The sequence below is a fragment of the Stenotrophomonas sp. genome (genome assembly GCF_059505245.1).
This window is the reverse complement of the sequence record NZ_JCACKF010000037.1, coordinates 317,010-343,560: the sequence shown is the minus strand read 5'-3', so window position 1 is coordinate 343,560 and position 26,551 is coordinate 317,010. Positions and strand designations below refer to the sequence as shown.

The window sequence follows — 26,551 nt, the reverse complement described above, 5'->3', positions numbered from 1 at the left end:
GTGCGGGTTCCCCTTGGTATCTGTCTGTTGCGTTGGTTCGAAAGTGGTGTCTGTTTTCTGGCGCATCGCAGGGCGGCGTCAGCTGATCGTTCCGACCAGCTTCAGGCGCTTGTCCTCCGGCACCTCGCTGTAGGCCAGGACCGACAGCGACGGAACGCTGTGGCGGACCAGGCGGGCCAGCGCGGCGCGCACCGGGCCAGGTACCAGCACGACCGCGGGCTCGTTGCGGGCTTCCTGCTTGCTGACACATTCGGCCAGGCTCTGGTGCAGTCGCTCAGCGAGTCCGGGTTCCAGCGCGGCGCCGTTGCCCTGCGTGGACTCCTGCAAGACACGTTCCAATTGCGGATTGAGGGTGAACACCGGCAGCTCCGCCGACATTCCGGCGATCTCCTGCACGATGAAGCGGCCCAGTGCGGTGCGAACAGCGGCGGTCAGCACGGCCGGGTCCTGGCTGCTGGGCGCATGTTCGACCAGTGCCTCGGCGATCTTGCGCAGCTGGCGGATCGGAATGCGCTCGACCAGCAGGTTCTGCAGCACGCGCACCACCGCCGACAGCGGCAACGCCTTCGGCGTCAGATCTTCGACGAGCTTGGGCGCGCTCTTGGCCAGGTTGGCCAGCAGGTGCTGCACTTCTTCGTGGCCGAGCAGTTCCGGCGCGTGCTCACGGATCAGGTGCGACAGATGGGTGGCGACCACGGTCGCCGGATCGACCACGGTGTAGCCCAGCGTTTCGGCCTGGGCGCGCTGGTGCGGCTGGATCCAGGTGGCGTCCAGGCCGAACGCGGGGTCCTTGCCGGCGATGCCTTCCAGCGCGCCGAGCGCGCTGCCCGGGTCCAGCGCCAGCTCGCGGTCGGGGTGGATCTCGGCGGTGGCCACCGGCACGCCGTGCACCAGCACGCGGTAGCCGTTGGCCGGCAGTTCCAGGTTGTCGCGGATGTGCACCGACGGGATCAGGAAGCCGACATCCTGGGTCAGCTTGCGGCGCACGCCCTTGATGCGCGCCATCAGTTCGCCGCCCTGGTTGCTGTCCACCAGCGGGATCAGCCGGTAGCCGACCTCCAGGCCCAGCGGATCGACCGGGCGCAGTTCGTCCCAGCTCAGTTCGGCAGTCGGTGCCGGTGCGGCCGGGCGGCCGAGTGCGTTGAGTGCGGCGGCATCGGTGCCACCGCCTGCCGCATCGGCAGCCGGCGCCTTGCCCTTGCGGTACAGCTTCCAGGCGATGAAGCCGAGGATCGCGGCCAGCGTCAGGAAAGCGACGTTGGGCATGCCCGGCACCAGGCCGACCACGCCGATGATGCCGGCGGTGATCGCCAGCGCACGGTACTGGCCGAACACCTGGCCGGTCATGGCCTGGGCCATGTCCTGCGAGCGCGAGGCGCGGGTAACCAGCATGGCCACGGCGCTGGAGACCAGCAGGGCCGGCAGCTGCGCTACCAGGCCGTCACCGATCGACAGCAGGGTGTAGGTGGCGGCGGCTTCGCCGAACGGCATGCCATGCTGCAGCACGCCCACGGCCAGGCCGCCGAGCATGTTGATGAACAGGATCAGGATGCCGGCAATGGCATCGCCGCGGATGAACTTGCTGGCGCCGTCCATCGCACCGTAGAAGTCGGCTTCCTCACGCACTTCCTCGCGGCGCAGCTTGGCTTCTTCACGCGTCAGCAAACCGGCGTTGAGGTCGGCGTCGATCGCCATCTGCTTGCCGGGCATCGCGTCCAGGATGAAGCGCGCGGTCACTTCCGAAACGCGGCCGGCACCCTTGGTAATGACCACGAAATTGATGATGGTCAGGATCGCGAACACCACGATGCCGACCGCGTAGTTGCCGCCGATCACGAATTCACCGAAGGCGGCGATGACCTTGCCCGCGGCATCATGGCCGTTCTGGCCGTTCAGCAGGATCACACGGGTGGAGGCCACGTTCAGCGCCAGCCGCAGCATGGTGGTGATCAGCAGCACGATCGGGAAGATGGTGAAGTCCAGCGGGCGCTTCACGTAGACCACCGCCAGCAGCACCATCAGCGAGATGGCGATGTTGAAGGTGAACAGCGCATCGAGCACCGGCGCGGCCAGCGGCACCACGACCATGGCCAGCAGGGCCAGCACGATCAGCGGCGCGCCAAGGCCCTGGCGGATCATTTCCAGGGCGCGGCGGGTGTTGAAACCGGCGGAGGGCTGGGCGCTCACGGGCGGCCTCCCTTGCCGAATTCATCCACCTGGATGTGCGGGGCGTCCGGCATCGGGCCAGTGCGCCAGGCGCGCAGCTGGTAGACGTAGGACAGGACCTGGGCGACGGCCGAATACAGTCTCACGGGGATTTCCTTTCCGAGTTGGCCTTCCCGATACAAGGCGCGTGCCAAAGGCGGGGCGGAGACGATCGCCACCTTGTTGCCGTCGGCCACTTCACGGATGCGCAGGGCGGTTTCGTCCACGCCCAGCGCGACCACGGTGGGGGCGTTCATGGCGCCGCCCTCGTACTTCAGGGCCACCGCGTAGTGGGTGGGGTTGACCACCACCACGTCGGCAGTGGGCACCGCCTCCATCATCCGGCGGTTGGCCATCTGCTGCTGCAGCTGGCGGATGCGGCCCTTCACCTCGGGGCTGCCCTCGCTTTCCTTCATTTCCCGGCGCAGTTCCTCGCGGGTCATCTTCAGCTTGCGCGTCCAGTTCCAGCGCTGGTACGGCGCATCGATGGCGGCCAGCACCAGCATCGCGCCGGCGGTGGCCAGCAACAGGCGCAGGGTGAAGCCCAGGCCATCGGTGATGGCGGTTTCCAGCGGGTGGTGGATCAGCCCGCGCAGGGTGTCGAAGCCGGTCCAGACCACCAGCCCGGCGGCGACGCCGACGAAGGCCACGCGCAGCAGCGATTTGGTGAATTCGGCAATCGCCTCCGGGCCATACAGGCGCTTGAGCCCGCTCATCGGGTTCATGCGGTTGATGTCGGGCAGCAACGCCTTCTGCGACCAGCGCAGGCCGCCCATCACCAGCGGGGCGACGAAGCTGGCCAGCAGGCAGACCAGCACCAGCGGTGCGATCACCAGCATGAACTGCAGCAGCAGGTCGCCGAAGTGGCCGAACAGCTCCTTCGGGTTCTGCCGCAGGCTCTGTTCCGGGCTGAGCGCGTGCTTCATCCAGGCCGTGGCGCCACGGCCGATCGAGCCGCTCATGGCCATCACCGCCAGCACGCCGGCGCCGAACACGGCGGCGGTGCCAAGTTCGCGCGAGCGCGGCAGGTTGCCCTGTTCACGGGCGTCGCGCAGGCGTTTTTCTGTCGGTTGTTCGGTCTTTTCGCCGGCGGATTCGTTCTCGGACATCACGGGCACTGCGGCAGGAGGTGCCGGGGTGCGTGCAAGAACCGTTCCACGCATGGCGTGGATCTAGCGACGGCCCGTTCTGTAGAGCCGAGCCCACGCTCGGCTGCGGTTGGGGCCAGGCGCGAAGCACAGCCGGGCATGGGCTCGGCTCTACAGGAGGGTGCCGCAGGAATCGCTCCGTGATGGCGGGCGCGCGTGGCCCGGTGTCAGCCGGGCGGGAATTGCGGCGGCGGGCTCTGCGCCAGTTCCACCCGCGGCCGCGGCAGGTCGTGCAGCTGCATGAAGCGCGCCGCGTCGACCGGTCGGCCCAGCAGGTATCCCTGCAGGAAGTCGCAGCCCAGGCGTTCCAGGTAGGCGCGCTGCGCGGCGGTCTCCACGCCCTCGGCGACGATGTCCATGTCCAGCGCATGGCCCAGCGCCACGATCGCCGAGACGATCACCACGTCTTCGGCACTGTGTTCCAGGTCGCGCACGAACGCATGGTCGATCTTGATCTCGGTGGCCGGCAGCCGCTTCAGGTACAGCAGGCTGGAATAGCCGGTTCCGAAATCATCGATGGAGATGCCCACGCCCAGCGCCGACAGCGCCTGCAGCAGGCGAAGACTGGTATCGGTATCGCGCATGACGGTGCTTTCGGTGATCTCCAGCACCAGGTGGCGCGGGGCAATGCCATGGCGCTCGATCACCTCGCGCACATCCTGCAGCAGGTGCGGCGAACTGAACTGCACCGGCGACAGGTTCACCGACATCGACCAGCTTTCATGCCCGGCGTCGTGCCAGCGCCGCAGCTGCTGGCAGGCCTGGTCCAGCGCCCAGCGCCCGATCTCGTTGATCGCACCGCTGCGCTCGGCCAGGCGGATGAAGCGGTCGGGGGGAATCAGGCCGTGTTCCGGATGGCGCCAGCGGATCAGCGCTTCGGCGCCGGCCACCTTCTGCGTGGCCACGCGGATCTTCGGCTGATAGTGCAGGAACAGCTGCTCGCTGCCGATGGCGCGGCGCAGGTCGGCCAGCAGCCGGAACTGCTGCTCGGCGCTGTCGTTCATCCAGTCGGCGAACAGCACGAAGGCGTTGCGTCCGGACTCCTTGGCCTGGTACATCGCCGCATCGGCGAAGGCCATCAGCTGGCGCTCGCTGGCGGCGTGGTCCGGGCAGATCGCCACGCCGATGCTGGCGGTCACCTGCAGTTCGTTGTCCGGCAGCAACGGGCCGCTGCCCACCGCCTGCAGGATGCGCCGGGCCAGGGTCGGCAGGTCCTCGTCGTGCTCGATGCGCACCACCAGCACGAACTCGTCGCCGCCCAGCCGTGCCAGCATATCGTGCGGGCGCAGCAGCTGGCGGGTGCGTTCGGCCACCGCCACCAGCAGCGCATCACCGGCCTGATGGCCGTAGGCATCATTGACCTGCTTGAAGCCGTCCAGGTCCATGAACATCACCGCGAAGCGGTTGCCGCCCTGTTCGGCCTCGGCCAGTGCCTGCACGATGCGCCGCTGCAGCAGCAGGCGGTTGGGCAGGCGGGTGAGCGGATCGTGCAGCGCGGCCTGGGTCAGTTCCTGCTGCGCGTCGGTCAACGAGGTGCTCAGCATCGAATTGCGCAGCCGCAGCAGTTGCGCTTCCACGCGCTGGTCCAGCCATGAGACCACCAGCACCACGGCCAGGATCGCCACGGTCAGCACCACCACCAGCATCGCCAGCCACTCGTTCTGCAGGCCATCGCCGACCGCCGCGCCGCAGACGCTGCCTTCCGGGAAGCGCGCAGCGGCCATGCCGGTGTAATGCATGCCGACGATGGCCAGGCCGAGCAGGCCCGCCGCCGCCAGTCGATCACCGATGCGGGTGCGCTGGGCGCGCAGCCGGAACGCCACGTACAGCGCGGTCCAGGAGGCAGCCACCGCCACCATCAGCGAGAACAGCAGCCAGCCCGGGTCGTAGTCGATGCCCGGCTGCATGCGCATTGCAGCCATGCCAACGTAATGCATGCCGGCGATGCCGGTGCCCATCAGCAGGGCGCCGACCGCCAATCGCGGGTGGGGCAGGGTGCGCAGCGAGACCAGCCACAGCGCGAACACCGATGAGGCGATGGCAAGCGCAAGCGAGAGCAGGGTGATGGGAAGGTCGTAGCCCAATGGAATGGGCAGGTCGAAAGCCAGCATGCCGATGAAATGCATCGACCAGATGCCCAGGCCCATGGCGAAGCCGCCGCCCAGCCGCCACCACCAAGCCGCGCCCCTGCCCGGTGCGGTCACCGTGCGCCCGGCCATCGCCAGCGCGGTGTATGAAGCCATCACGGCGACCAGCAGCGAGATCGCCACCAGCCACGGGTTGTACGTGCCTACCAGCATTCGTCAGTCTCCCGGACCTGCCTGTCGACGGAAACCACGGTGGGGCATGCATGAGGCAGGCCGACGCACGACGCCGGCCATGTGCGGCATCCCCCCGGTTGCCGCGCATTCACTCTAACGCGCAGACCGGGGGGGACTTCAAGCGGCAATACGTGAAATTGCGCCCCTGTAGAGCCGAGCCCATGCTCGGCTGCCTTCGGCAGGAGCGGCAGCCGAGCATGGGCTCGGCTCTACAGAAACAAATGCATGGCAAGCAGTAGAACGTGATGATCGGGTCAGTGTGTGACCGCGTCCGCAGCCTGGAAGGCGGCGTCGAACAGGCGCTGTACCGGCGGCCCCATTTCCCCGGCCAGCAGGGCCAGCAGGAACAGGCCCAGCAGCAGCGAGACCGGCAGGCCCAGCTGGATCGGGTTCAGCGCAGGGGCGGCACGCGCCAGTACGCCGAAGGCCAGGTTCACCGCCAGCATCGCCACGGTGAGCGGAATGGCCAGCGTCAGCGCGCCGCGCAGCACGGTCAGCAGGAAGGTCGGGGCGATGCTGAAGAAGGCGTGCGGGTCCGGCAGCGGGGCGCCGATCGGCAGTGCGCGGTAGCTGTCGACCAGCAGCGAAATCAACGCCAGGTGGCCGTTGGCGGTGAAGAACAGCAGGCCGAACAGCAGGTAGAACCACTGGCCGATCACACCCGAAGTGCCACCGCGCAGCGGGTCGCTCATCTGCGCGAAGGCCAGGCCGGTGCCCTGCGCGATCAGTTCGCCGGCCATCGCACCGGCTTCGAATACCAGCCGCAGCATGAAACCGATGGAAACGCCGATGGCCAGTTCGCGCGCGATGGTCAGCACCGTAGCCGCGTCGAAGCCGGTCCAGTCCGGTACCGGTGGCAGCAGCGGCGCCAGTGCAATGGCCAGGGTGCCGGCCAGTACCACGCGCACCCGCGACGGCACCGCACGCGTGCCGACCATGGGCATGGCCATGGCCACCGCGCCGATGCGCAGCATGGTCCACAGCACGGTGCCGATCATGCCGAAGGCCTGCAGGCCGTCGGCCGCCATCTGTGTCGCGGCATCCATCGAAGCGCGTGTCCTAGCCGATCAGGTGCGGAATGCGCTGGAACAGCAGCGTGGTGAATTCAACCAGGTGGCCGATCAGCAGGCTGCCCAGCGCGAACAGCACTGCGGTCAGCGCCGCCGCCTTGGCGACGAAGGCGATGGTCGGTTCATTGAGCTGGGTTGCAGCCTGCACGACACCGACCACCACGCCCACCACCAGTACGGTGAGCAGCAGCGGGCCGGCCACCCACAGCACGGTGATCAGGCCGCCACGCAGTTCGGTCAAGGCAAGTTCGGGAGACATTCGGGTTCCACCTTCTGATATAGAGTCGAGCCATGCTCGACTGTCTTTCAATCGCGCCGGATCGCGTCACGCGGGATTGAAGCTCGCCGCCAGCGTGCCTACGGTCAGCACCCAGCCATCCACCAGCACGAACAGCAGGATCTTGAACGGTGCCGACACCAGCATCGGCGACAGCATCATCATGCCCATGGACATCAGCACGCTGGCGACGACCAGATCGATGATCACGAACGGAATGAAGATCAGGAAGCCGATCTCGAAAGCGGTCTTCAGTTCGCTGGTGACGAACGAAGCGACCAGCACCGGGAACGGGATCGCATCGGGGCTGGCGTAGGTGCCGTGCCCGGCGATGCCGGCGAAGGTCATCAGGTCGGTCTCGCGGATCTGCGCCAGCATGAACCCGCGCAGCGGCTGCGTGGTCAATGTCCAGGCGGTCTGGAAGTCGATGTCGCCGTTGAGATAGGGCGCCATGCCCGTGCTCCACGCCTTGTCCCAGGTCGGCATCATCACCATCGCGGTGAGGAACAGGGCCAGGCCCAGCAGTACCTGGTTGGACGGCGTCTGGCCGGTACCCAGTGCCTGGCGCAGCAGGCCCAGCACGATGATGATGCGGGTGAACGAGGTCAGCACCAGCAGCATCGACGGGATCAGGGTGATCGCGGTCATCAGCAGCAGGGTCTGCAGCGGCAGGCTGACCGGCTGGCCGCCGATCTTGCCGACGTTGACGTCCGGCAGCGGGGTGGCCGGGGCGCCGGGCGCGGCGAACGCCAGCACCGGCAACAGGCACAGGGCAAGCAACAGCAGCCACGGCATCAGGGTGGCAACACGGGTACGGGTGACACGCATGTCAGGGGTCCTTGCGCAGCCGCTGCTGCAGCAGCTGGGCGAAATTCGGCAGGTTCTTGAAATCCGGCACGCGCACCGGCGCCGGTGCCGGCAACGGTTCGGGCAGGGTATGCAGGGTGTTGATGCCGCCGGCAGTGACGCCCAGCAGCAATTGCTGGCCGTTGACCTCCACCACCACCACGCGCTCCTTGGCGCCGACGCTGAGGCTGGCCACCAGCTTCATGCCTTCGGCCGGGCGGAAGCCGCTGCCGGGCATGCGCTTGAGCAGCCAGCCCAGGCCGATCACCAGCGCCAGCACCGCCAGCAGCGCCAGCACCGCACCGAACAGGCTGGGTGCGGCGGCTGCGTGCTGGCCGACCTGCGGGCCGATCGGCGCTGCGGTCTTGCCGACCGCCAGCAGGGTGGAGGCCAGCAGGCTCAACGCAGTCTCCGGATCCGCTCGCTCGGGCTGACCACGTCGGTCAGGCGCACGCCGAAGCGGTCATTGATCACCACCACTTCGCCGTGGGCGATCAGGGTGCCGTTGACGAACACGTCCAGCGATTCGCCGGCACCGCGCTCCAGTTCCACCACTGAACCCTGGTTGAGCTGCAGCAGGTTGCGGATCGGCAGGCGGGCACGACCGACTTCCAGCGACAGGGTCACCGGCACATCGAGGATCACGTCCAGGTTCAGGTCCGGACCGTTGGCCTCGTCGGCCTGCAGGCTGCTGAACTGGGCCGGGGTCGGTTCGAGGGCGTCGATATCGTTCATTGCGGATCTTCCTGGATGACGGGTACGCGCGGGCGGGTGCCCGGCGGATGGGGAGCGGTGATCTTCACGGCGTTCATGCCGTTGGCGATGCCGAACTCGCCGGTGAACACAGGGATGTTCTCCACGCACAGCGGCACCTGCGGGCTCAGCTCGATCGGCAGGATGTCGCCGACCTTCAACTGGGTCAGGTCGCGCAGGGTCATGCGCTTGCTGGCCAGTACGCTGGACAGGGTGACTTCGGCGATGTTGAGCTGCTCGCGCAGGGTCTTGCCCCAGCTCTCGTCGCGGTCGTTGCGGTCGCTCTGGATGCCGGCGTCGAGCAGTTCGCGGATCGGTTCCAGCATCGAGTAGGGCAGGGTGACGTGGATGTCACCGCCGCCGCCGTCGAGCTCGACGTGCAGGCGGCACACCACCACGTACTCGCGCGGGGTCACGATGTTGGCGAAATGCGGGTTGATCTCCGAGTTGATGTACTCGAAGTCGACGTCCATCACCGGTGCCCACGCTTCGCGCAGGTCGGCGAAGGTCTGCTTCAGCAGCAGGTGGATCACCCGCATTTCGGTGGCCGTGAATTCGCGGCCCTCGATGCGGGTCGGGTAGCGCCCGTCGCCGCCGAAGAAGTTGTCGACGATGGCAAACACCAGGGTCGGCTCGAACACGATCAGGCCGGTGCCGCGCAGCGGCTTGAAGCGGATCAGGTGCAGGTTGGTCGGCACATACAGCGAGTGCATGTAGTCGTTGAACTTGATCAGTTCGATGCCGCGCACCGACAGCTCGGCCGAGCGGCGGATCAGGTTGAACAGGCCGATCCGCCACAGGCGCGCGAAGCGCTCGTGGACCATTTCCAGGGTCGGCATGCGACCGCGGATGATGCGGTCCTGGCTGGCAAAGTCGTACGAACGCGCTTCGCCTGACGGGGGTTCCGCATCGGTCTCGACCGCGCCGCTGTCCACGCCGTGGAGCAGGGCATCGATCTCGTCCTGGGACAGCAGATCATTCATCGGGGGGCCCTTACTGGGTCACGAAGCTGGTGAACAGCAGATCGTCGGCGCCGTTGCTGCCGGTCTCGGCCTTGAGCACCTTCTGCACCTCGGCCAGCGAACTGGCCTGCAGCTTCTGCTTGCCGGCGACATCGGCGATCTGGTCCGGGCTGACCTGCGAGAACAGCATCAGCAGGCGCGCGCGGATGGCCGGGGCATGGGTCTTGATCGCTTCCAGCGCGGCCGGGTCGCGGGTCATCAGCTGGACCTCCAGCTGCAGGTAGCGCGGGCCGTCGACCGGGCCATTGAGGTTGACCACGAACGCCGGGTCCAGCGCGAAGTACTGTGCCGGGGCCGGGGTCGCGCTCTTCTTCGGCGCCTGCGCGGTCTTCTCTTCGTGCTTGGACTGGGTGAAGAACCACACGCCGCCACCAGCGGCAGCGGCGGCCAGTACGGCCACCAGTGCGGTGATCAGGATCGGACTACGCGGCTTGGCGGCCTTGTCCTTCTCGGCGGTCTTCTTGGTTTTGTCAGCGGCTGCGGCCACGGGGTGAAGCTCCTGAGGGTTGCTTCACCGGGATATGCAAGGGGTGTGCCGAAGGCTGGGCCCGCAGGGTGCGACGGAATTCCGTCGGGGTGCCGGCGGGGCCGTGCGGAGCAAGCTCCGCACCCACCAACGCAATACGGGGAGGTGCCAACCGCCCGCCCTGGTGGGTGCCAACCGCCCGCTCTGGTGGGTGCCAACCTTGGTTGGCACACCTGTCAGGCGTAGGCGTCCAGCAAGCCGCGCTGGCGGATCAACTGCGCGGACGACACGCTGGCATCGCCCGGCGTCGGTTCTCCGTCGCCGGTCATGCCGCCGCCACCGGGTTGTCCCGACGCATTGCCGTCACCACCAGACGCCTGGTGGCCGACATCGGCGTGAGCCAGCTGGAAGCCCTGTTCGCCCAGCAGCTCGCGCAGGCGCGGCAGGCTGCTTTCCAGTGCCTGGCGCACGTCCACGTGCGGGCTGCTGAAGCTGGCATGCACCTTGTCGCCGTTCAGCTGCAGGCGCACGTCGACCGGCCCCATGTCGTCCGGGCTCAGGCGGATGTGGGCATGGCCGATCTTCTGGTCGGCCAGCCAGCCCAGGCGTGCGCCGATGGCCTGGTCGAAGCCATCGTCACCCAGCAAGGGCTTGGGCGTGGGTTCGCCATTGAAGATCGCGTTGCCGGTGGCGAGCGCCGCCTTCAGGTCCTGCACGGCGGCGGCTGCCGGTGCGTGCAGCAACGGTGCATTTGCGCGGTCGCCAACGGCGGCCACGTCACTGCCTTCGCCGCGCTCGCTGCGCCTGCCGGGCAGGATCATCTCCGGCAATGGCAGCGCGGTGGCATCCTCCGCGCTGGTCGCAGCCGGTTTGCCGTCGGCCGCCACGGGGGCTGCGGTTGCCGCTGCCGGCGCGGCTGCAGGCAGTGTCGGGGTCGCGACGGGGGCAGTGGTGGGTAGCGCCGTACCCTCGCTGGCCAGTGACGGTGCAGCGCTGCCCGCCAGAGCGACGGCCGGATCGGCAGGCGTCGGCATCGCCAGCACCAGGCCGGCCAGGCCGATCGGTGGCCACGGGGCGTCCTCGCTCGCGGCGGGCTTGTCCTTGTCGGTGCCGGGTCCAGCCGGGGGCAGGGCAACGGGCGGTAGCGGCGGCGTTTCGGCAGATGCCGCTTCCGCGTCCGCGCTGCGTTCGCCCGGTGCCTGGCCATTGCTGTCGGCGGTCGATGGCTGGCTGGGCGGGGACGGCGTCGGTGCGGTAGCGCTGCCGGCAGGCGCGGGCGCGGAGGGCGCACCGCCCTGCAGCAGCTGGCTGAAGTCCTTTGCGCCTTCGCTGCGCGCGGCGCGTGCGGCACTGTTGCTGGTGGCGGGCGTGGCCGGGTTGGCGCTGCTGGCGAGCGGGGCGGGCATCACGGGCGGCCTCCCTGCTCGGCGCCGTCCTGGTCTTCGGCCTGCACCAGGCGCGCGCGCCGCGCGCCAATGTCGTCCATCTCGCGCTGGTCGCGGCGGTCGGTCACCACCTTTTCCTGCGCGCGGTAGCTGGCGGCCAGCTGCTCCAGCACCGCCTTGTCACGGCTGGCCAGGATCAGCCGCGCGCGCTCGGCCTCCACTTTTTCGCGGTTGCCGTTGACCGTGGCCTGCTGCTGCTCGACCGCACTGTCCAGGCGATCAAGGAAGGCGCGGCGGTTCAGCAGCTGTGCCGGGCTGGTCGCTGCCATCTGGGCGTTGGCGTACTCCTCGGCATAGCGGCGCAGTTCGTCCAGGCGCGACAGATGGGTGTCGAGCACGCGCTGGCGTTCGGCCAGGTCGCGGGCGACCGCGTCCTCGTGTTCCTGGGCCCGCTTGAGCAGGGGATCGATGCGCTTGGACTGGTTCATGGCTTAACTCTCTTGTTCCACCAGGCGCTGCAGCGCCGCCTGGCTGTGCGGGAGATCTGCGGCCTTGGCAACGTCCTGGCCGAGGAACTCCATGATTTCCGGCCAGCGTTCCAGGGCTTCGTCGGTGGCCGCGTCGTTACCACGCTGGTAGGCACCGATCGCGATCAGGTCACGGTTGGCCGAGTACGCCGAGACCAGTCGCTTCAACTTGCGGATGCGCAGGCGCCACGGCTCGTCGGCGATTTCCGTGACCACGCGGCTGACCGACGATTCGACGTCGATGGCCGGGTACAGGCCGCTGTCGGCCACCCGGCGCGAGAGCAGGATGTGGCCGTCGAGGATCGCGCGTGCGGCGTCGGCGATCGGATCCTGTGGATCATCGCCTTCGGTCAGTACGGTATAGAACGCGGTGATCGAGCCGCGGCCCTTTGCGCCGTTGCCAGCGCGTTCGACCAGCGCCGGCAGCTTGGCGAACACCGAGGGCGGGTAACCGCGGGTGGTCGGTGGTTCACCGACCGACAAGCCGATCTCGCGCTGCGCCTGGGCGAAGCGGGTCAGCGAGTCCATCAGCAGCAGCACGTTCAGGCCCTGGTCGCGGAACCACTCGGCGATGGCGGTGGCACGGTAGGCACCGTGCAGGCGCGCCAAGGGTGGCCGGTCGGCGGGGCTGGCCACCACCACGGCGCGGCGCAGGCCTTCCTCGCCCAGCGTGGTCTCGACGAAGTCGCGTACTTCGCGGCCTCGTTCACCAATCAGGCCGACCACGATCACGTCGGCGGCGGTGTAACGGGTCATCATGCCCAGCAGCGTCGACTTGCCGACGCCGGAACCGGCGAACAGGCCGACACGCTGGCCGCGGCCGATCGGCAACAGCGCGTTGATCGCGCGCACGCCCACGTCCAGCGGCTGGGTGATCGGTTCACGCGCCAACGGATTGATCGACACGCCGGCCATGCCGACATGCCCTTCTGCGCGGATCGGGCCCTTGCCATCCAGCGGCACGCCGTCGCTGTCGATGACGCGGCCGAGCAGGCCTTCACCCACTTCCACGCCGCCACGCCGCGCCGACGGTACCACGCGGGCGTTGGGCAGCAGGCCGTGCAGTTCGGCGCTGGGCATCAGGTAGGTGCGCTCACCGGCAAAGCCGACCACTTCGGCATCGACCCAGCCACCATCGACCACTTCCACCTTGCAGCTGGCGCCCAGCGGCGCCTCGCAGCCGACCGCTTCCAGGGTGAGCCCGACCGCGCGGCGCAGCACGCCCTCGCGGATCAGCCCACGGCCATGCGCGGTATCCACGCGCAGGCCGTCCAGGCGCCGGGCCAGGCGCAGGTTGCGGGCCACGGCCCAGTCGGCCGGCGGCGGCGTCGTTTGCGGTGCGGCGCTCATGCCGTCGCCCCGGTCTGGCGGATCACCGCATCCAGCGCACCGCGCAGGCGGGCCTCCAGGGTGCCGTCGATGCGTACGGCTTCGGCGTGCACGCGCAGGTCGCCACGGCTGAGGCTGGTATCCGGTACCAGGCGCTGCGCCGGCGACAGGTTCAGCAGCGGGGCAAGCGCGGCGATGTCATCCGGGTGCAGCCGCACTTCCACCTCGCGGGTGCTGCCGCCCACGGCGTCAATCGCTTCGCCGACCAGCTGCGCCAGCAGTGCCGGCTCGGCCTCGTAGGCGCGGCCGACCAGCGCGCCGGCGATGCGCACCGCCAGTTCACCAAGGGCGCCGACCACTTCGTTCTCCAGCCGCACCAGCGGCCGGCTGAAGTTGTCGAGGATGCCTTCGATCTGCGCGGCGAGGCGACGCACCTCCGCCTGGCCCTGGCCGTAGCCTTCGGCATGGCCCTGATCGAATCCTTCCTTCTCCGCGCTGTCCTGGATCGCCTGGATTTCCTCCAGGGTCGGCAGCTGCAGCGGCGGCTCCGGTTCGTGTTCCGGGTCCGGCTCGGTGAGTTCGAACGCGTCCTCCTGCTCCAGCGCCGGTTCGGGCTGGGCCAGCAGGTCCGGGGCAAGCCAGCGCACGACGTTGCTCACAGCATGGCCTCCGCGCTGCCGCCGATGGTGACGGTGCCTTCATCGGCCATGCGCTTGACGATGGCCAGGATCTCGCGCTGCGCGCCTTCCACGTCGGACAGGCGCACCGGCCCGCGGGCTTCCATGTCTTCCAGCAGGATCTCGGCCGCGCGCTGCGACATGTTGCGGGTGATCTTGTCGCGCACCTTGATGTCGGCGCCGCGCAGGGCCAGGCCCAGGCGCTCGCCGCTCACCTCGCGCAGCACCAGCTGCATCTCGCGGTCGTCCAGGTCGACCAGATCGTCGAACACGAACATCAGGTCCTGGATGCGGTTGCTCAACGGCGCATCGATGCGGGCGATCTCGCCCAGGATCGCCTGGTCCTGGCCGCTGTCCATGAAGTTCAGGATGTTGGCCGCGCACTGCACGCCACCGATGTTCGACGACTTCAGGTTCTGGTTGCCGGCGAACTGGCGCTCCATGATCTCGTTGAGTTCATTGAGTGCGTTCGGCGGAATGCCGTCGAGGGTAGCGATGCGCAGCAGCACGTCCACGCGGGTACGGTCCGGCAGCAGTTTCAGCGCGTCGGCGGCCTGGTCGGTTTCCAGGTGCGCCATCACGATGGCGATGATCTGCGGGTGCTCGTTGCGCACCAGGTCGGCCACCGCACGCGGGTCCATCCACTTCAGCGCGTCCAGGCCGGTGGTGTTGCGGCCGAGCAGGATGCGGTCGATCAGGTTGCCGGCCTTCTCGCTGCCCAGCGCCTGCACCAGCATGTTGCGGATGTAGTCGTCCGAGCCAACGCCGAGTGAGGTCTTCGAGCCCAGCTCCTGGCCGAACTGGTCCATCACCCGTTCCACCTGCTCGCGGGTGATGTCGGTCATGGTGGCCATGGCGATGCCGATTTTCTGCACCTCCTTGGGTTCCATGTGGCGCAGCACTTCGGCCGCATCCAGCTCACCCAGGGACAGCAGCAGCACGGCCGCGCGCTGTACGCCGGTCAGTTGTGCCTCAGTCATTGGCCACCCAGCCCTTGACCACCTGGGCCACGCGCTTGGAGTCGGTCTTCACGGCTTCACGCGCCATCCGCAGTCGTTCCTCATATGAATCCACCGGCAGGGCCAGTGCTTCCGGCCCGCCCAGGCTGGCCCGGTCAGCGCCCAGCGCCGGCAGCGGCATGCCATCGTCATCGACCAGCTGCACGTCCGCGGTATGCGGCTCGAGTGCCTGTTCGTCGTTCTTCCTGCTCTGGCCGGTGATCGCGCGCAGCGCCGGACGCAGCACGCCGAACAGCAGCGCCAGCACCACCACCGCGCCAAGCAGCATGCGGCCGGCATCGTGCACCCACGGCAGCTCCCACCACGACGGGCCTTCGACCGGCGTGGTGTCACGCACGAACGGGGCATTCATCACCGACACGGTGTCGCCACGCTCGGCGTTGAAGCCGACGGCCTGCTTGACCAGCGCTTCGACGCGGGTCAGTTCGGCAGCCGACAGCGGCTGCGGGCTCATCTTGCCGTTGGCGCCGGCGCGCGGCACGTTGTCCACCAGCACCGCCACCGAGACGCGCTTGATGCGGCCGGCCGGCTGGCGGGTGTGCTGCAGGGTGCGGTCCAGCTCGTAGTTGCGGGTCGCGTTCTTGCTGCTTTCGGTCGGGGCCTGCGCGGTGGCCGGTGCGGCCTGCTGGCCCGGCGGGCTGTTGCTGGTCGCACCCGGCACGCCCTGCGGGCCCGGCGTGCTGGTGGTGTTCTCGCTCATCTGCTCGCTGCGCAGCTTCTGCGGCTCGCCGTTGTAGAGCTCGCGGGCTTCCTCGGTCACCGAGAAATCCATGTCCACGCTCACTTCCGGGTTGACGCGGCCGGGGCCAGTCATCGGTTCCAGCAGTTCGCGGATGCGCTGGTTGAACGAAGTTTCCTGGCGGCGCACCTGCTCGAACTGGGCCGCGTTGACCGCCGCCTCGCTGTTCGGGTCGGTAATGCTGAGCATGCGCCCGCTCTGGTCGACCACGGTCACCCGTTCCGGCGCGAGGTCCGGAATGCTGGCGGCGACCATGTGCACGATGGCATCGACCTGGCTGCGTTCCAGCTGCTGGCCGCCACGCAGTTCCAGGGTGACCGAGGCGCTGGCCACGTCACGCTGGCGGGTGAACGCGCTGGGCTTGGGAATGGCCAGGTGCACGCGCGAATCGCGCACCGGGCGCAGCGTGTTGATGGTGCGCGACAGCTCGGTTTCCAGCGCGTGCTGGTAGCGCGCGCTTTCCACGAACTGGCTGACACCAAAGCCCGGGTCGCGTTCCATCAGCTCGAAGCCCAGCTTGCCGCTGTCGGTCAGGCCGGAGCCGGCCAGCTTCAGGCGGGCATCGTGCAGGTTCTTTTCCGGCACGGTGATGCCACCCGTGGCCGGGTCGAGCGCGAACGGAATCTGCGCGGCGCGCAGCAGGTCGGTCGCTTCAGCGGTCGCCTTCTGGTCCAGGCCGGTGTACAGCGGGACCATGCCCGGCTTCTGTGACCAGAAGAACACGGACAGGCCTGCCGCCACCGCCACCGCGATCATCGCCATCAGGCCCAGCCGACGGGTGATCTGCAGACTCTGCAGGCGGTCGAACCATTGCCCGGCCTTCTCGGCGTTCAGGCTGTCCTTGGAGAGCGTCAGTGCCATGCGTCAACGTTCCTTACAGCGGCATGTTCATCACGTCCTGGTAGGCCTGGACGAGACGGTTGCGGACTTCCACGGTGGCGCGGAAGGCGATCTGGGACTGCTGCGAGGCGACCATCACCTTGGCCAGGTCGGCGCTGGGGTCGCCCATTTCGAAGGCCTTGGCGAGGGCGCCGGATTTCTGCTGCGCGTCGTTGACGCCGGCAATCGCACCACGCAGGGTTTCGGTGAAGCTGGCCGGCTGCACCTGCGGCGCATCCAGCACCGTGCCCGGCAGGGCATTGCTGCGCGGCGTTTCGCCCAGCGGGTTGAGCGCCGGCTGTCCCATCTGGGTCTGATAGGAGCGGATCTGCGAAAGGATCGAAGTGACGGAGTGGGACATCTGCAACGGTTCCAGAAACAGGGATGGGGTTGTCTGCTGGAGCCAGTGCAAGTGCCGTGCCGAAACCGGTTTTCGATTCAGTGAAGTGAGGAGGTTGGGTGTGCGTGCGGGGTTGCACCCCGCGCCCCGCGGTAGTGCCGGCCGCTGGCCGGCAACCTCAACGGCAACGGCCGAAGCCGGAGCCGGAGCCGGAGCAACAGCAGAAGCGGGTCTACTGAGGGATGGCGGGGTGGGTCCGGTTACGGGGGACGCCGTAAATCCGTCCATGGAGGCTCGGTCGCGCCATCCATGGCGCTCACGCCCCCGCAACCGGACCCACCCCGCCTTCGACAGGTGGCCGCGATCTGTTGGAACTTGCTACTGATGGTGGGTGCCGACCGTTGCTCGGCACGGGCTCTGACCCCATTGGCGGCGCCATTTAACCGGCGTCGGTTTTCTGGCCTATGGCTGCAGGGTCCATCGGCCGGAATTCTGGCGCTGGCGCGGTGCGATGGGGCCGTCATGCTGGGTGTAGATGAAACGGCCCTGGCGGTCGCTCTGGCACGTCAGCAGCAGGGTGTAGTGGGCGGGGCCGGCCGGGTGGGCCTCGGTCATCTGGATTTCCGCGATATGCGGGGCCAGGCGCTGGTAGCGGTAGCTGCCGCCGATGCGGAGGTCGGTGCCGAGGATGTCCAGCACGTACTGGCTGCCAGCAAAGCTGAGCTGCACCATGCGTCCGGCGTTGGGGTTGTCCGGCGCGTACAACGGGTCGCTGAGGTTGGTGAACTGGCGTTGGTCGAGCGTGGCGGGCAGGGTGCAGTTGGCCGCGGTGGCCAGGGCCGGGCAGAGCAGGACGGCGAGCAGGATCAGGTGATGCATGGTCGGACCTCCTTGGGATGTCCCTGCCATGCTCCGCACTGCGATTCCGTTGTCTCTAGGAAAACGTGCAAATGCAATGGGGTCAGATCCCTTTCCGCAGGAAAGGGATCTGACCCCGGGCACCAGGAAAGGGATCTGACCCCGGGCACCAGGAAAGGGATCTGACCCCGGGCACCACAAACACCAACGCCCGGGCAAGCCCAGGCGTTCGTGCCCCCTTCATGCGGGTCGCGCGCTTCAGCCGGCCAGTTCGGCCTGCTCGCGCTCGATGCCGTACTTGCGCAGCTTTTCCACCAGGGTGGTGCGGCGCAGGCCAAGCAGCTGGGCGGCGTGGGCGACCACGCCCTGGGTGCGTTCCAGCGCTTCGTTGATCAGGCCCAGTTCGATGTTGGCCATGTGGTTGCGCAGGTCCAGGCCATCGTCGGGCAGTGCCGCCGGTGCCGCCGGGCGATTGACGGCGATGCCGTGCTCCAGCGCCGGCTGGTTGCCGCTGCCGGGCGTGTGGAACGAGAAGCTGCGCAGGTCCAGGCGTTCTTCGCTGGCAACCGGCGCTGCAGGTACCGCTGCGGCCACCGCTGCCAGCGCGGCATCGCCACGATAGCGGGCCGGCAGGTCCTGCACGCGCACCGAACCACCCGGATGCAGCACGGCCAGTCGTTCGACCAGGTTGGTCAGCTCGCGCACGTTGCCCGGCCATTCGTAGCCGGCCAGGGCCTGCAGGGCTTCCGGGGTGAAGCGCACTTCGCCACGGCCGGTTCGCGCCAGCTGCGCGGCGATGGTTTCCACCAGTGCCGGCAGGTCTTCGCGACGCTCGCGCAGCGCGGGCACGTCGATCGGGAACACGTTGAGGCGGTAGAACAGGTCCTCACGGAACTTGCCTTCAGCAATGCGGGTCTCCAGGTCGCGGTGGGTCGCGGCCACCACGCGCACGTTGCAGCGGATGGTCTGGTTGCCGCCAACGCGCTCGAAACTGCGTTCCTGCAGCACGCGCAGCAGCTTCACCTGCATCGGCAGGCTCATGTCGCCGATTTCGTCGAGCAGCAGGGTGCCGCCCTCGGCCATTTCAAACCGGCCCTTGCGCGCGGTCAGTGCGCCGGTGAAGGCGCCCTTCTCGTGGCCGAACAGTTCGCTTTCCAGCAGGTCGGCCGGAATGGCGCCACAGTTGATCGCCACGAACGGGCCATCACGGCGCGGCGAGCGCTGGTGGATGGCGCGCGATACCACTTCCTTGCCGGTGCCGGATTCGCCCAGCACCAGCACGGTGGTGTCGAACGCGGCCACCTGCTCGATCATGGTGCGCAGCGCGGTGACCGCCGGGCCGTTGCCGGTCGGCCCCTGGTCCTGCGCGGCGCCGGCCTGGTGCTCGGCATCCAGGCGCTTGAGGCTGGCACGGCGCAGCAGGGCTTCCATCTGCGCGTGGCGCAGCGGCGTTTCCAGTGGCCAGATGTTGGCCTCGTGCAGCCCGTGCTGCTCGGCAAACGCTGCAGCATCACCATCGGCCAGCAGCACCGGCGGCGGCAGGCTGCTGCCGCCCAGCCAGTGGTACAGCGCAGTGCTGGCGGCGCTGTCGTCCAGGCTGCCGACGATCACCGCCATCCAGTCGTTCTGGCGCTGGCGGCCCAGGTCGAAGTCGGCCGCGTCGGACACCCAGCGCGGGTTGAAGTCCATGAATTCCAGCAGGGCAACGGTGCGCTCTGCGCGCACGGCGTCGTTGTCCAGCACCAGGATGCGCGATTCGCTCACGATCGATCCTCCCTGAGGCCTTCCAGGATCGGCATGACTTCCTGGATGTAGGACAGCTTGCTGACAAAGTTGTCGGCGCCGGCGCGCAGCGCATGTTCGCGGTGCTCGGCGTCGTCGAAGTGGCTGGCGATCACGATGTACGGTGCATCGTCCTGCGACTTGATCAGGCGGGTCGCCTGCAGGCCGCCCATTTCCGGCATCGCCAGGTCCATCAGCACCACCTGCGGGCGCAGCGTTTCCGAGCGCTCGATCGCTTCCAGGCCGTTGCCGGCACTGCCGACGATCTGCAGCCAGTCGATCTTGCGGAAATGGCGCATCGCCGCGTTGATGAAGCCCTCGTGGTCATCGACCAGCAGGACCGTGAGCTTGTTCATGTCCAACATCCTTTTCAGCCCACCCGGGCCAGCTGGGGTTGCCTGGCGCTGAGCCGGCGCCGTTCGCGGGCCGGGGCGATATCCAGTTGTTCTCGGTATTTTGCGACGGTTCGGCGGGCAATGTTCACCCCCTGGCGTGACAGCAGGCCGGCAATGGCCTCATCGGCCAGCGGGCGGCCGGCCGGTTCGGCGTCGATCAGGCGGCGGACCATGGCCTTCACCGCCTGGCCGGAGACGCTGGCGCCTTCCAGGCGCACGGCGAAGAAGTGCTTCAGTTCGAAGGTGCCGCGCGGGGTCTGCAGGAACTTGCCGGTGGTGATGCGCGAGACGGTGGACTCGTGCATGCCGATCTCCTCGGCCACTTCCTTCAGGGTCAACGGCGCCATGGCCTCTTCGCCACGGACCAGGAAGGCGGCCTGGCGCTCGACGATCACCCGGGCGGTGCGCAGCAGGGTGTCGTAGCGCATCGACAGGCCGCGGCTGAACCAGCGCGCCTCCTGCAGCATTTCGCGCAGTGCCGGGGCGGCGTCGCTGGTCTCGGCCAGGGCCTGTTCGTACTGGCTGTTGATCGACACGCGGCGGCTGGTGGCCGGGTTCAGTGCGACCTTCCACTGCCCATCAGCGTGCCAGGCGACCACGTCCGGCACCACCACGGCGTTGCGTTCGGGCAGCAGGCTGTCGCCCGGGCGCGGCTGCAGCGAGAGGATCAGGCGCACCGCCTCGCGCACGTCGTCGATCTCGGCGTCGTGCTGGCGGGCGAGGGCGGGGTAGTCGTGGGCCGCGAGCGCGTCGAGCGCGCCATCGAGAATGCGTGCGGCCAGGTGGCGGGCCGGCACCACGCCATGCAGGCTGCGCAGCTGCGCCTGCAGGCCTTCGCGCAGGTCCTGCGCGGCCATGCCGGCGGGCTCGCCATGCAGCAGCTGCTGGCGGATGGCTTCCACGCCGTCGGCGGTGATGTCGAACTGGGCACTGGCCAGCAGCTGCAGCTGGGCCAGCGGCGCCTGCAGGTAGCCGGCTTCATCGCAGTGGTCCAGCCAGAACGCGGCCACCGCCAGCTGATGGTCGTCCATGTCCAGCGCCAGGCGCTGCAGCACGCGCAGCTGCGGGTCGGTCGACTCGCCGGCGGCGATGCGTGCCATGCGGTCGTCATCACCGTCCTGCCAATTGGCACCGGCCACATCCCACATCGACGGCTCGGGCAGCTCGTCGAAGGCGGCGGTGTCGAGGGTGGTGGCACTCGCTTCGGTGGCTTCAGCAGCGGGCGCTTCGGCCTCCTCGATCTCCAGCAGCGGGTTGGAGTCCAGCAGGCGCTGGATTTCCTGCTCCAGGTGCAGGCCATCGAGCTGCAGCAGCCGGATCGACTGCAGCAGTTGCGGGGTGAGGTGGAGTTGCTGGCCCAGCTGGGTCGAGAGTGCAGCCTTCATCGTGGTTCCCCGGCACCGCTCCCCGGCGCCTTGTGGAACGCATCTTGCTTTTGATCCGGCGGGGGCGGAATCGGGGGGTTCCTGATGCATTTCGTGGAACTCCCGACAGGGTGTAGGGGAATTCCCTACACCGACGCGGGAAATTGACGAAATGCGCCGCCAAGTCATTGATTTGTCGTGGCGAAGCCGCTGGGCGCGCGGCGGTCGGGGTACGGATTCCTGTCAGGGAATGTCGGGGTGACGGGATGTCGTCGCCGCTGCAGGGTGTCGCGGGGTCAGATCCTTTTCCGCGGGAAAGGGATCTGACCCCGATACCGGCGCCTACTCGAGCTCGTGCTGATGGCGCGCGGCCAGCAGCAGCAGGTCATTGGCGCGGCGGCAGCCCAGCGATTCCATCATCCGTGCGCGGTGGGTCTCCACCGTCTTGACGCTGATGCCGAGATCGGCGGCGATTTCCTTGTTGCTCTCGCCCTTGCCGATGCGGCGCAGGATCTCGCGCTGCCGTGGTGAGAGTGCGGCGATGCCGGTGGGTTTCTCGCGGCCCAGCATCGGCGCCAGCATCTTGGCCGAGATCTGCGGGCTCAGGAACACCTGGCCGGCGTGCGCGGCCCGCAGTGCCAGTTCCAGTTCCTGCGGTGCGGCGTCCTTCACCACGAACCCGACCGCGCCACGATCCAGTGCATCGCGCACGTGGGCGGCATCGTCGTGCATGGTCATCATCACCACCCGGGTACCGGGGGCACGCAGGCGGATGTCGCTGAGCGCTTCCAGGCCGGTGCGGCCCGGCAGCGAGAGGTCCATCAGCACCACATCCGGTGCGTGCTGCAGGGACAGTTGCAGTGCCTGTTCGGCGTTGCTGGCCTCGGCCACGAGCTGCACGTCGGCAAACCCCTGCAGCAGCCGCGCCAGGCCGGCGCGGACAAGGGTGTGATCGTCGACGATGAGAACTCGCACAGGCACGCAGCAGATCCGTGTAGGGGCATCCACCTTAACTTAGCTGAACGGGCGCGCCAAGGGTCGGCCGTACAGCGCCAAGGGGGCGGGTTTCAGCGTGCGCGGCGTGCCTCGGCCACCTGGCGGCGGTGCAGGCGGAACAGGTGCCGCTCCATCGCCATCTCCAGGCCATCGCCCAAACGCTGGAAGCGCAGCCACAGGAAGTGCCCGCCGCTACCGTCGGCGGCTTCTGCGACGACCTCCACGGGCAGGTCGATGTGGTCGGGCAGCCAGTCGCTGGGCTGCAGGCGCACCACGCCGGCCTGGCCGGGGCTTGCGCCACTGCGCGGGCCCAGCTGCAGGCGGATGCCACGGCGCGACCAGCGCACCGGGCGCAGGGTCAGCTCCTGGCCCTGCTGGCGCACCAGCCGGCCGAGCAGCACCATCGCCAGGTCCAGCTTGGCTTCCAGGCGCTGCAGCTGCAGGCTGGCTTCGTTGCGTTCGTCGTGCTCGTCGACGCGGCTGTCCTCGACCAGTGCCAGGCTGCGCAGCAGGCCTTCGGCGCTGCTGGTGCGGCCGGCCGCGCTGCCCGCCTGGAACTCGGCCGGCAGGGCCAGTTCGCAGCTGAGCGTCTCGTCGAACAGCTCGCTTTCGGCCGGGTGATGCAGCGAGGTGGTCGGCAGCGAGGTCATGCCAGCGATTCTGCCTGCAGATAGGCATGCGCCGCGCGAAGGGAGCGCTGGCCGTCGTTCATCAGTGCGGCCACGGCATCACGGCGCTGGCGCAGCAGGCCGAGCAGACTCTGCTGGCGCTCGAACAGGGCGCTCAGCGGCGCGTGGTCCGCAGCGGTCAGCGGCTGGCTGAGCAGGGCGTGCAGGGTGCTGTCGTGGCCGTCGAGCAGGCTGTCGGCCTGGTCGAGGGATTCTTCGCCCAGTGCCTTCTCGAAGGCATCCAGCTGCGCATGCAGTTCCTGCAGGCTCATGGCGCCACCGCGGCCGGGCGGCGCTGTTCGTGCGGGATCGCGTTCCAGGCGCTGTCGATCTCGCCCAGCAGCTGCAGCGATTCATCCAGCGCGGCACGGTCGTTGTGCAGGTTGGCCTCGGTCAGGCGCTGCAGCACGTAGTCATAGAGTGCCGACAGATTTCCGGCGATCTCGCCACCGGCCTCATGGTCCAGCGAGCCGTTGAGGTGGCCGACGATCGCGCAGACTTCGCCGATCGCCTTGCCCTTGCCGGCCTGGTCACCGCGTTCAAGGCTGGCCAGGGCGCGGCGCACGCGCTCCAGCGCGCCGGCCAGCAGCATCGCCACCAGCTTGTGTGGATCGGCATCGGCGACCGCACTGGTCACCCCCACCTGGCGGTACTGCTCGGCATATTGACGGCTGGAACCGTACATTCGTGATTCTCCTTGCGCGGGGTGCCGTCGGGTGATCGCGGGGACCGGTGCCGACGGCGCGGCGATGATTGCTGTTGCGTCCGTTATCGGTGCATTGCGCGGCAAACTTGAGTGCCGTGCATGTTCCGTCAGCGGTTCAACTGGGCCAGCTGCTGCTGCAGCGCGGTGTTGCTCTGCTGCAGCTTGCCCATCAGGCTGTCCAGCGCCAGGAACTGCTTCTTGTAGCGTTCTTCCACGCTCTTCATGCGCGTGTCGAGGTCCTTGCGGCGCTTGTCGATGTTGTCCAGCGTGGTGTTCAGGCCCTTGGTGCGGGCAACGAAGGCGCCTTCCTTGCCGACCGTGGTGCTGACATAGCCGTCGACCAGCGTGTACAGCTTGCCGGCACCGCCGGTATCACCGGTGATCGCCTGGCGCATCTTCTCCGGCTGGCTGGCCAGTGCGGCGGCGAACTTGGTGGTGTCCAGGATCAGCGTGCCGTCGGCATTGGGATAGCCACGGGTATCCAGGCCGATCGCCTTGGCATCGAGCTTGTCACCGGCCAGGTCCTTGAGCACGCTCGACATCACCGAGCGCAGCTGGCTGGTGGCGCCGCGCATCTGCGCATCGCCGGTCAGCGTGGAGGCTTCCTTGGTCTTGGCGTCGTACTTGGTTTCGGTGTTGATCGCCGCCAGTGCAGCGTTGTAGGCGGTGACGAACTCCTGCATCACCTTGGTGGCTGCCGCAGTGTCCGTGCTGATGGTCACCGTGCTGGTGCCCGGCATCTTCAGGTTCAGGGTCAGGCCCGGAACCGCATCGGCCACGGTGTTGCTCGCGCTGACGACCTTCACACCATCGATGGTCAGCTCGGCGTCGGCGGCGGCGGTGTTCTGCTTGAGGCTGTTGACCAGGCCGCCCAGTTTGGCGTCGCTGCCGGCGTATTCGAGCTTGATCGCGTTGGCGGCACCGGTCTTCTCCTGGGCGATCGACAGGTACTGGTTGTCGCCGGAGCTGATCAGGGTGGCCTGCACGCCTTCCTTGCGGCCGGCCGCATCGATCTTGTTGCGGATGGTGGTCAGCGTGTCGCCGTCCTCCACCTCCACGTTCATGGTCTTGGCCTTGTCGCCCACGCCAACGGTCAGCGTCAAGGTTCCGGCAGCAAACGTGTCGGTCTTGGGTACCGAGGTATCGGCGATCAGTTTGTGCGCTGTCGCCAGCGAGGTGACATTGACCACGTGCGTGCCGTTGGAGGCCGCAGCCTTGGTGGTGCCAACGTCATACAGCGCGACCGACGCCGTCAGGATCTCGTCGGTGCCCTTGTCGCCGCCCTTGCTGGCGGTCACCGTGCGCGTGTCGAACGCCGTGGTGGCCTTCAGTGCGGTCAGCGCCGTCTTCAGCTTGTCGAAAGCAGAGGTGATGGTGCCGATCGACGACAACTGCATCTTGGCCTTGGACTGCTGCAGGTTCAGCGCATTGTCGGCGGGCTTGCGGTCAGCTGCGACCAGCTGGTTGACGATGCTGGAAATATCCAGTCCCGAGCCAATGCCACCGTATCCAAAGTCTGCCACGTCGTTTCTCCTGGTATCCGGGCCCGGCCGTCGTGCGGTGGCCCGTCGTCAACGAAAATAGCGGCCTGCGCCGCTGGGTCTTGAGGACTTCGTCGATGCACGTGCCGTGCCAATCGCCTGGCGCGGGTTCTGGCACGCGGGTTGCAGGAGGGCTGGGGCAGGGTGCGGGTAGGTTCACCGCGGGCTGCCGGGAGTCTGCAAAAAGCCCTCCCCCAATGCAGGGGAGGGATCAGGCTACTGACAATCGGGGGGAGACGAAGCCGCCCGGTACGTACAGTCAAAGGTACAGCGCTGAAAGAGAGGTCCGCAGGAGCGGGCGATGCCAAGCCGGTTCGGGAGTGATCCCGGGCCGGGCATGGCCCGCGCCTTCGTGCATCGTGGCTTCCCGGTTGCCGCTACCGTCGGTTCGACCCGACGGTAGCGGCGCCTTCTTGCCGTGGATCAGCGCAGCAGGCTGAGCACGCCCTGCGGCACCTGGTTGGCCTGGGCCAGCATGGCCGTACCGGCCTGCTGCAGGATCTGGGTGCGGGTCAGTTCGGCGGTTTCCTTGGCGAAGTCGGTGTCCTTGATGCGGCTGCGCGATGCCGACAGGTTTTCCGACGAGGTCTGCAGGTTGGCCACGACCGAGGTGAAGCGGTTCTGGATCGCGCCGAGGTCGGCGCGGGTGCTGTTGATCGCACCCAGGGCCTTGTCGACCACTTCCAGCGCCTGCTGGGCGCCGAGCACGGTGCTCACGTCCAGCTTCTGCACGTTGGCCGAGGTATCGGTGCCGGCAGTGTAGGCGCCCGCAGCTGCCGCGGTGCCCCAGGTCTTGGCGGTCGCGTCGTAGTCGCTGCGCATCAGGGCGATATCGGCGGCGGCGACAGCCTTGCCTTCCTTCACCGAGCTCAGCTTCAGGGTGCCGTCGGCATTGGCTTCGGCGTAGATGCCGGCCTCGCCGATCTTGGCGTTGATGGCGGTGGCGACAGCCTTGGAGGCATCGGCCGTGGTGGCGCCGGCCTTCACTTCAACCGTGCCGATGTCCACGCCCATCACGGTGCCGGAGAAACGGGCGCCGTCGGTGCTGGCAGCCAGGGCAGCGGTCGCGCCGGTGGCGAAGGTCGAGGTGCCCAGCGAGCCGGCCTTGGCATCGATGGTCTTGTCGATGGCGATGGCCTGGCCGGCATTGGCGCCGACCTGGAACAGCTGGCTGGAGAAGGTGCCGTCCAGCAGCTTGGTGCCGTTGAAGTCCGACTGCTTGGCGACGCGGTCGATTT

27 protein-coding genes are annotated in these 26,551 nt (G+C 68.1%); all 27 read right to left on the bottom strand.

Features of this window, described 5'->3' with window-relative positions:
* Positions 1–78 precede the first annotated feature (78 nt).
* Positions 79–2,139: a flagellar biosynthesis protein FlhA gene (gene flhA, locus AC5JLE_RS15025; RefSeq protein WP_153643679.1), complete on the bottom strand. Its 2,061-nt coding sequence runs from the start codon at positions 2,137–2,139 to the stop codon at positions 79–81.
* Positions 2,140–2,183: 44 nt separating this feature from the next.
* Positions 2,184–3,314, bottom strand: coding sequence for a flagellar biosynthesis protein FlhB (flhB, locus tag AC5JLE_RS15020; RefSeq protein ID WP_046430444.1), 1,131 nt, complete (start codon positions 3,312–3,314; stop codon positions 2,184–2,186).
* A 206-nt stretch (positions 3,315–3,520) separates the two neighbouring features.
* Positions 3,521–5,653 (bottom strand): putative bifunctional diguanylate cyclase/phosphodiesterase, encoded by a 2,133-nt coding sequence (locus AC5JLE_RS15015; RefSeq protein ID WP_032959421.1) that lies wholly within the window; start codon positions 5,651–5,653, stop codon positions 3,521–3,523.
* 275 nt (positions 5,654–5,928) lie between these two features.
* Positions 5,929–6,720 (bottom strand): flagellar biosynthetic protein FliR, encoded by a 792-nt coding sequence (fliR, locus tag AC5JLE_RS15010; protein ID WP_014037103.1) that lies wholly within the window; start codon positions 6,718–6,720, stop codon positions 5,929–5,931.
* Positions 6,721–6,733: 13 nt separating this feature from the next.
* Positions 6,734–7,003 (bottom strand): flagellar biosynthetic protein FliQ, encoded by a 270-nt coding sequence (locus AC5JLE_RS15005; protein ID WP_005413254.1) that lies wholly within the window; start codon positions 7,001–7,003, stop codon positions 6,734–6,736.
* A 66-nt stretch (positions 7,004–7,069) separates the two neighbouring features.
* Entirely contained in the window at positions 7,070–7,849 is a 780-nt protein-coding gene (gene fliP, locus AC5JLE_RS15000; protein WP_014647039.1) for a flagellar type III secretion system pore protein FliP, read from the bottom strand.
* 1 nt (position 7,850) lies between these two features.
* Entirely contained in the window at positions 7,851–8,270 is a 420-nt protein-coding gene (gene fliO, locus AC5JLE_RS14995) for a flagellar biosynthetic protein FliO (protein WP_080354537.1), read from the bottom strand.
* Positions 8,267–8,602 carry a flagellar motor switch protein FliN gene (gene fliN, locus AC5JLE_RS14990; protein ID WP_005409543.1) on the bottom strand — a complete coding sequence of 112 codons (336 nt, stop codon included), beginning with the start codon at positions 8,600–8,602 and terminating at the stop codon, positions 8,267–8,269. The genes fliO and fliN overlap by 4 nt, the downstream gene beginning before the upstream one ends.
* A complete protein-coding gene (gene fliM, locus AC5JLE_RS14985; protein ID WP_496065428.1) occupies positions 8,599–9,603 on the bottom strand; it encodes a flagellar motor switch protein FliM in 1,005 nt (334 codons plus the stop codon). The genes fliN and fliM overlap by 4 nt, the downstream gene beginning before the upstream one ends.
* Before the next feature lie 10 nt (positions 9,604–9,613).
* Complete coding sequence (locus AC5JLE_RS14980; protein WP_049441913.1) at positions 9,614–10,129, bottom strand: flagellar basal body-associated FliL family protein; 516 nt, start codon at positions 10,127–10,129, stop codon at positions 9,614–9,616.
* A 215-nt stretch (positions 10,130–10,344) separates the two neighbouring features.
* Positions 10,345–11,514, bottom strand: coding sequence for a flagellar hook-length control protein FliK (locus AC5JLE_RS14975; protein WP_496065427.1), 1,170 nt, complete (start codon positions 11,512–11,514; stop codon positions 10,345–10,347).
* The gene (fliJ, locus tag AC5JLE_RS14970; protein WP_014647043.1) at positions 11,514–11,981 is read right to left on the bottom strand and encodes a flagellar export protein FliJ; all 468 of its coding nucleotides are present in this window, start codon (positions 11,979–11,981) and stop codon (positions 11,514–11,516) included. Before fliJ ends, AC5JLE_RS14975 begins: the two co-directional genes overlap by 1 nt.
* A gap of 3 nt (positions 11,982–11,984) precedes the next feature.
* Positions 11,985–13,370 (bottom strand): FliI/YscN family ATPase, encoded by a 1,386-nt coding sequence (locus AC5JLE_RS14965; RefSeq protein ID WP_014647044.1) that lies wholly within the window; start codon positions 13,368–13,370, stop codon positions 11,985–11,987.
* Complete coding sequence (locus AC5JLE_RS14960; protein ID WP_014647045.1) at positions 13,367–14,008, bottom strand: FliH/SctL family protein; 642 nt, start codon at positions 14,006–14,008, stop codon at positions 13,367–13,369. The genes AC5JLE_RS14965 and AC5JLE_RS14960 overlap by 4 nt, the downstream gene beginning before the upstream one ends.
* Complete coding sequence (gene fliG / locus AC5JLE_RS14955) at positions 14,005–14,991, bottom strand: flagellar motor switch protein FliG (protein WP_024958226.1); 987 nt, start codon at positions 14,989–14,991, stop codon at positions 14,005–14,007. The genes AC5JLE_RS14960 and fliG overlap by 4 nt, the downstream gene beginning before the upstream one ends.
* Before the next feature lie 7 nt (positions 14,992–14,998).
* Positions 14,999–16,645 carry a flagellar basal-body MS-ring/collar protein FliF gene (fliF, locus tag AC5JLE_RS14950; protein WP_014647047.1) on the bottom strand — a complete coding sequence of 549 codons (1,647 nt, stop codon included), beginning with the start codon at positions 16,643–16,645 and terminating at the stop codon, positions 14,999–15,001.
* 13 nt (positions 16,646–16,658) lie between these two features.
* On the bottom strand, positions 16,659–17,024 hold the full coding sequence (gene fliE / locus AC5JLE_RS14945) for a flagellar hook-basal body complex protein FliE (protein WP_014037113.1): 366 nt from the start codon (positions 17,022–17,024) through the stop codon (positions 16,659–16,661).
* A gap of 441 nt (positions 17,025–17,465) precedes the next feature.
* Positions 17,466–17,882, bottom strand: a complete 417-nt coding sequence (locus AC5JLE_RS14940) for a hypothetical protein (RefSeq protein ID WP_032959410.1) — start codon at positions 17,880–17,882, stop codon at positions 17,466–17,468.
* A gap of 237 nt (positions 17,883–18,119) precedes the next feature.
* Positions 18,120–19,625 carry a sigma-54 dependent transcriptional regulator gene (locus AC5JLE_RS14935; RefSeq protein ID WP_241883839.1) on the bottom strand — a complete coding sequence of 502 codons (1,506 nt, stop codon included), beginning with the start codon at positions 19,623–19,625 and terminating at the stop codon, positions 18,120–18,122.
* Complete coding sequence (locus AC5JLE_RS14930) at positions 19,622–19,999, bottom strand: response regulator (protein WP_010485922.1); 378 nt, start codon at positions 19,997–19,999, stop codon at positions 19,622–19,624. The genes AC5JLE_RS14935 and AC5JLE_RS14930 overlap by 4 nt, the downstream gene beginning before the upstream one ends.
* A 14-nt stretch (positions 20,000–20,013) precedes the next feature.
* Entirely contained in the window at positions 20,014–21,423 is a 1,410-nt protein-coding gene (gene rpoN / locus AC5JLE_RS14925; RefSeq protein WP_049419501.1) for an RNA polymerase factor sigma-54, read from the bottom strand.
* 321 nt (positions 21,424–21,744) lie between these two features.
* Complete coding sequence (locus AC5JLE_RS14920; protein WP_032959406.1) at positions 21,745–22,377, bottom strand: response regulator; 633 nt, start codon at positions 22,375–22,377, stop codon at positions 21,745–21,747.
* 92 nt (positions 22,378–22,469) lie between these two features.
* Positions 22,470–23,048 carry a PilZ domain-containing protein gene (locus AC5JLE_RS14915; RefSeq protein ID WP_049405341.1) on the bottom strand — a complete coding sequence of 193 codons (579 nt, stop codon included), beginning with the start codon at positions 23,046–23,048 and terminating at the stop codon, positions 22,470–22,472.
* The gene (locus AC5JLE_RS14910; RefSeq protein WP_100450007.1) at positions 23,045–23,338 is read right to left on the bottom strand and encodes a hypothetical protein; all 294 of its coding nucleotides are present in this window, start codon (positions 23,336–23,338) and stop codon (positions 23,045–23,047) included. The genes AC5JLE_RS14915 and AC5JLE_RS14910 overlap by 4 nt, the downstream gene beginning before the upstream one ends.
* Entirely contained in the window at positions 23,335–23,751 is a 417-nt protein-coding gene (fliS, locus tag AC5JLE_RS14905) for a flagellar export chaperone FliS (RefSeq protein WP_005416447.1), read from the bottom strand. The genes AC5JLE_RS14910 and fliS overlap by 4 nt, the downstream gene beginning before the upstream one ends.
* Positions 23,752–23,879: 128 nt before the next feature.
* Positions 23,880–25,295, bottom strand: a complete 1,416-nt coding sequence (gene fliD, locus AC5JLE_RS14900; RefSeq protein WP_014647054.1) for a flagellar filament capping protein FliD — start codon at positions 25,293–25,295, stop codon at positions 23,880–23,882.
* A gap of 441 nt (positions 25,296–25,736) precedes the next feature.
* A partial coding sequence (locus AC5JLE_RS14895; protein WP_414615664.1) for a flagellin occupies positions 25,737–26,551 on the bottom strand: 815 nt, incomplete at its 5' end.

Excerpts from the sequence above, each read along its gene's own strand:
- AC5JLE_RS14975 (WP_496065427.1), bottom strand. The coding sequence starts at position 11,514 with ATGCCCGCCCCGCTCGCCAGCAGCGCCAACCCGGCCACGCCCGCCACC.
- AC5JLE_RS14930 (WP_010485922.1), bottom strand. The coding sequence starts at position 19,999 with ATGAACAAGCTCACGGTCCTGCTGGTCGATGACCACGAGGGCTTCATC.
- AC5JLE_RS14965 (WP_014647044.1), bottom strand. The coding sequence starts at position 13,370 with ATGAGCGCCGCACCGCAAACGACGCCGCCGCCGGCCGACTGGGCCGTG.
- flhA (WP_153643679.1), bottom strand. The coding sequence starts at position 2,139 with ATGATCCGCCAGGGCCTTGGCGCGCCGCTGATCGTGCTGGCCCTGCTG.
- AC5JLE_RS15015 (WP_032959421.1), bottom strand. The coding sequence starts at position 5,653 with ATGCTGGTAGGCACGTACAACCCGTGGCTGGTGGCGATCTCGCTGCTG.
- flhB (WP_046430444.1), bottom strand. The coding sequence starts at position 3,314 with ATGTCCGAGAACGAATCCGCCGGCGAAAAGACCGAACAACCGACAGAA.
- fliJ (WP_014647043.1), bottom strand. The coding sequence starts at position 11,981 with ATGAACCAGTCCAAGCGCATCGATCCCCTGCTCAAGCGGGCCCAGGAA.
- rpoN (WP_049419501.1), bottom strand. The coding sequence starts at position 21,423 with ATGAAGGCTGCACTCTCGACCCAGCTGGGCCAGCAACTCCACCTCACC.
- fliF (WP_014647047.1), bottom strand. The coding sequence starts at position 16,645 with ATGGCACTGACGCTCTCCAAGGACAGCCTGAACGCCGAGAAGGCCGGG.
- AC5JLE_RS14910 (WP_100450007.1), bottom strand. The coding sequence starts at position 23,338 with ATGAGCCTGCAGGAACTGCATGCGCAGCTGGATGCCTTCGAGAAGGCA.
- fliS (WP_005416447.1), bottom strand. The coding sequence starts at position 23,751 with ATGTACGGTTCCAGCCGTCAATATGCCGAGCAGTACCGCCAGGTGGGG.
- fliR (WP_014037103.1), bottom strand. The coding sequence starts at position 6,720 with ATGGATGCCGCGACACAGATGGCGGCCGACGGCCTGCAGGCCTTCGGC.
- fliN (WP_005409543.1), bottom strand. The coding sequence starts at position 8,602 with ATGAACGATATCGACGCCCTCGAACCGACCCCGGCCCAGTTCAGCAGC.
- fliP (WP_014647039.1), bottom strand. The coding sequence starts at position 7,849 with ATGCGTGTCACCCGTACCCGTGTTGCCACCCTGATGCCGTGGCTGCTG.
- fliE (WP_014037113.1), bottom strand. The coding sequence starts at position 17,024 with ATGTCCCACTCCGTCACTTCGATCCTTTCGCAGATCCGCTCCTATCAG.
- AC5JLE_RS14940 (WP_032959410.1), bottom strand. The coding sequence starts at position 17,882 with ATGCATCACCTGATCCTGCTCGCCGTCCTGCTCTGCCCGGCCCTGGCC.
- AC5JLE_RS14915 (WP_049405341.1), bottom strand. The coding sequence starts at position 23,048 with ATGACCTCGCTGCCGACCACCTCGCTGCATCACCCGGCCGAAAGCGAG.
- fliM (WP_496065428.1), bottom strand. The coding sequence starts at position 9,603 with ATGAATGATCTGCTGTCCCAGGACGAGATCGATGCCCTGCTCCACGGC.
- AC5JLE_RS15005 (WP_005413254.1), bottom strand. The coding sequence starts at position 7,003 with ATGTCTCCCGAACTTGCCTTGACCGAACTGCGTGGCGGCCTGATCACC.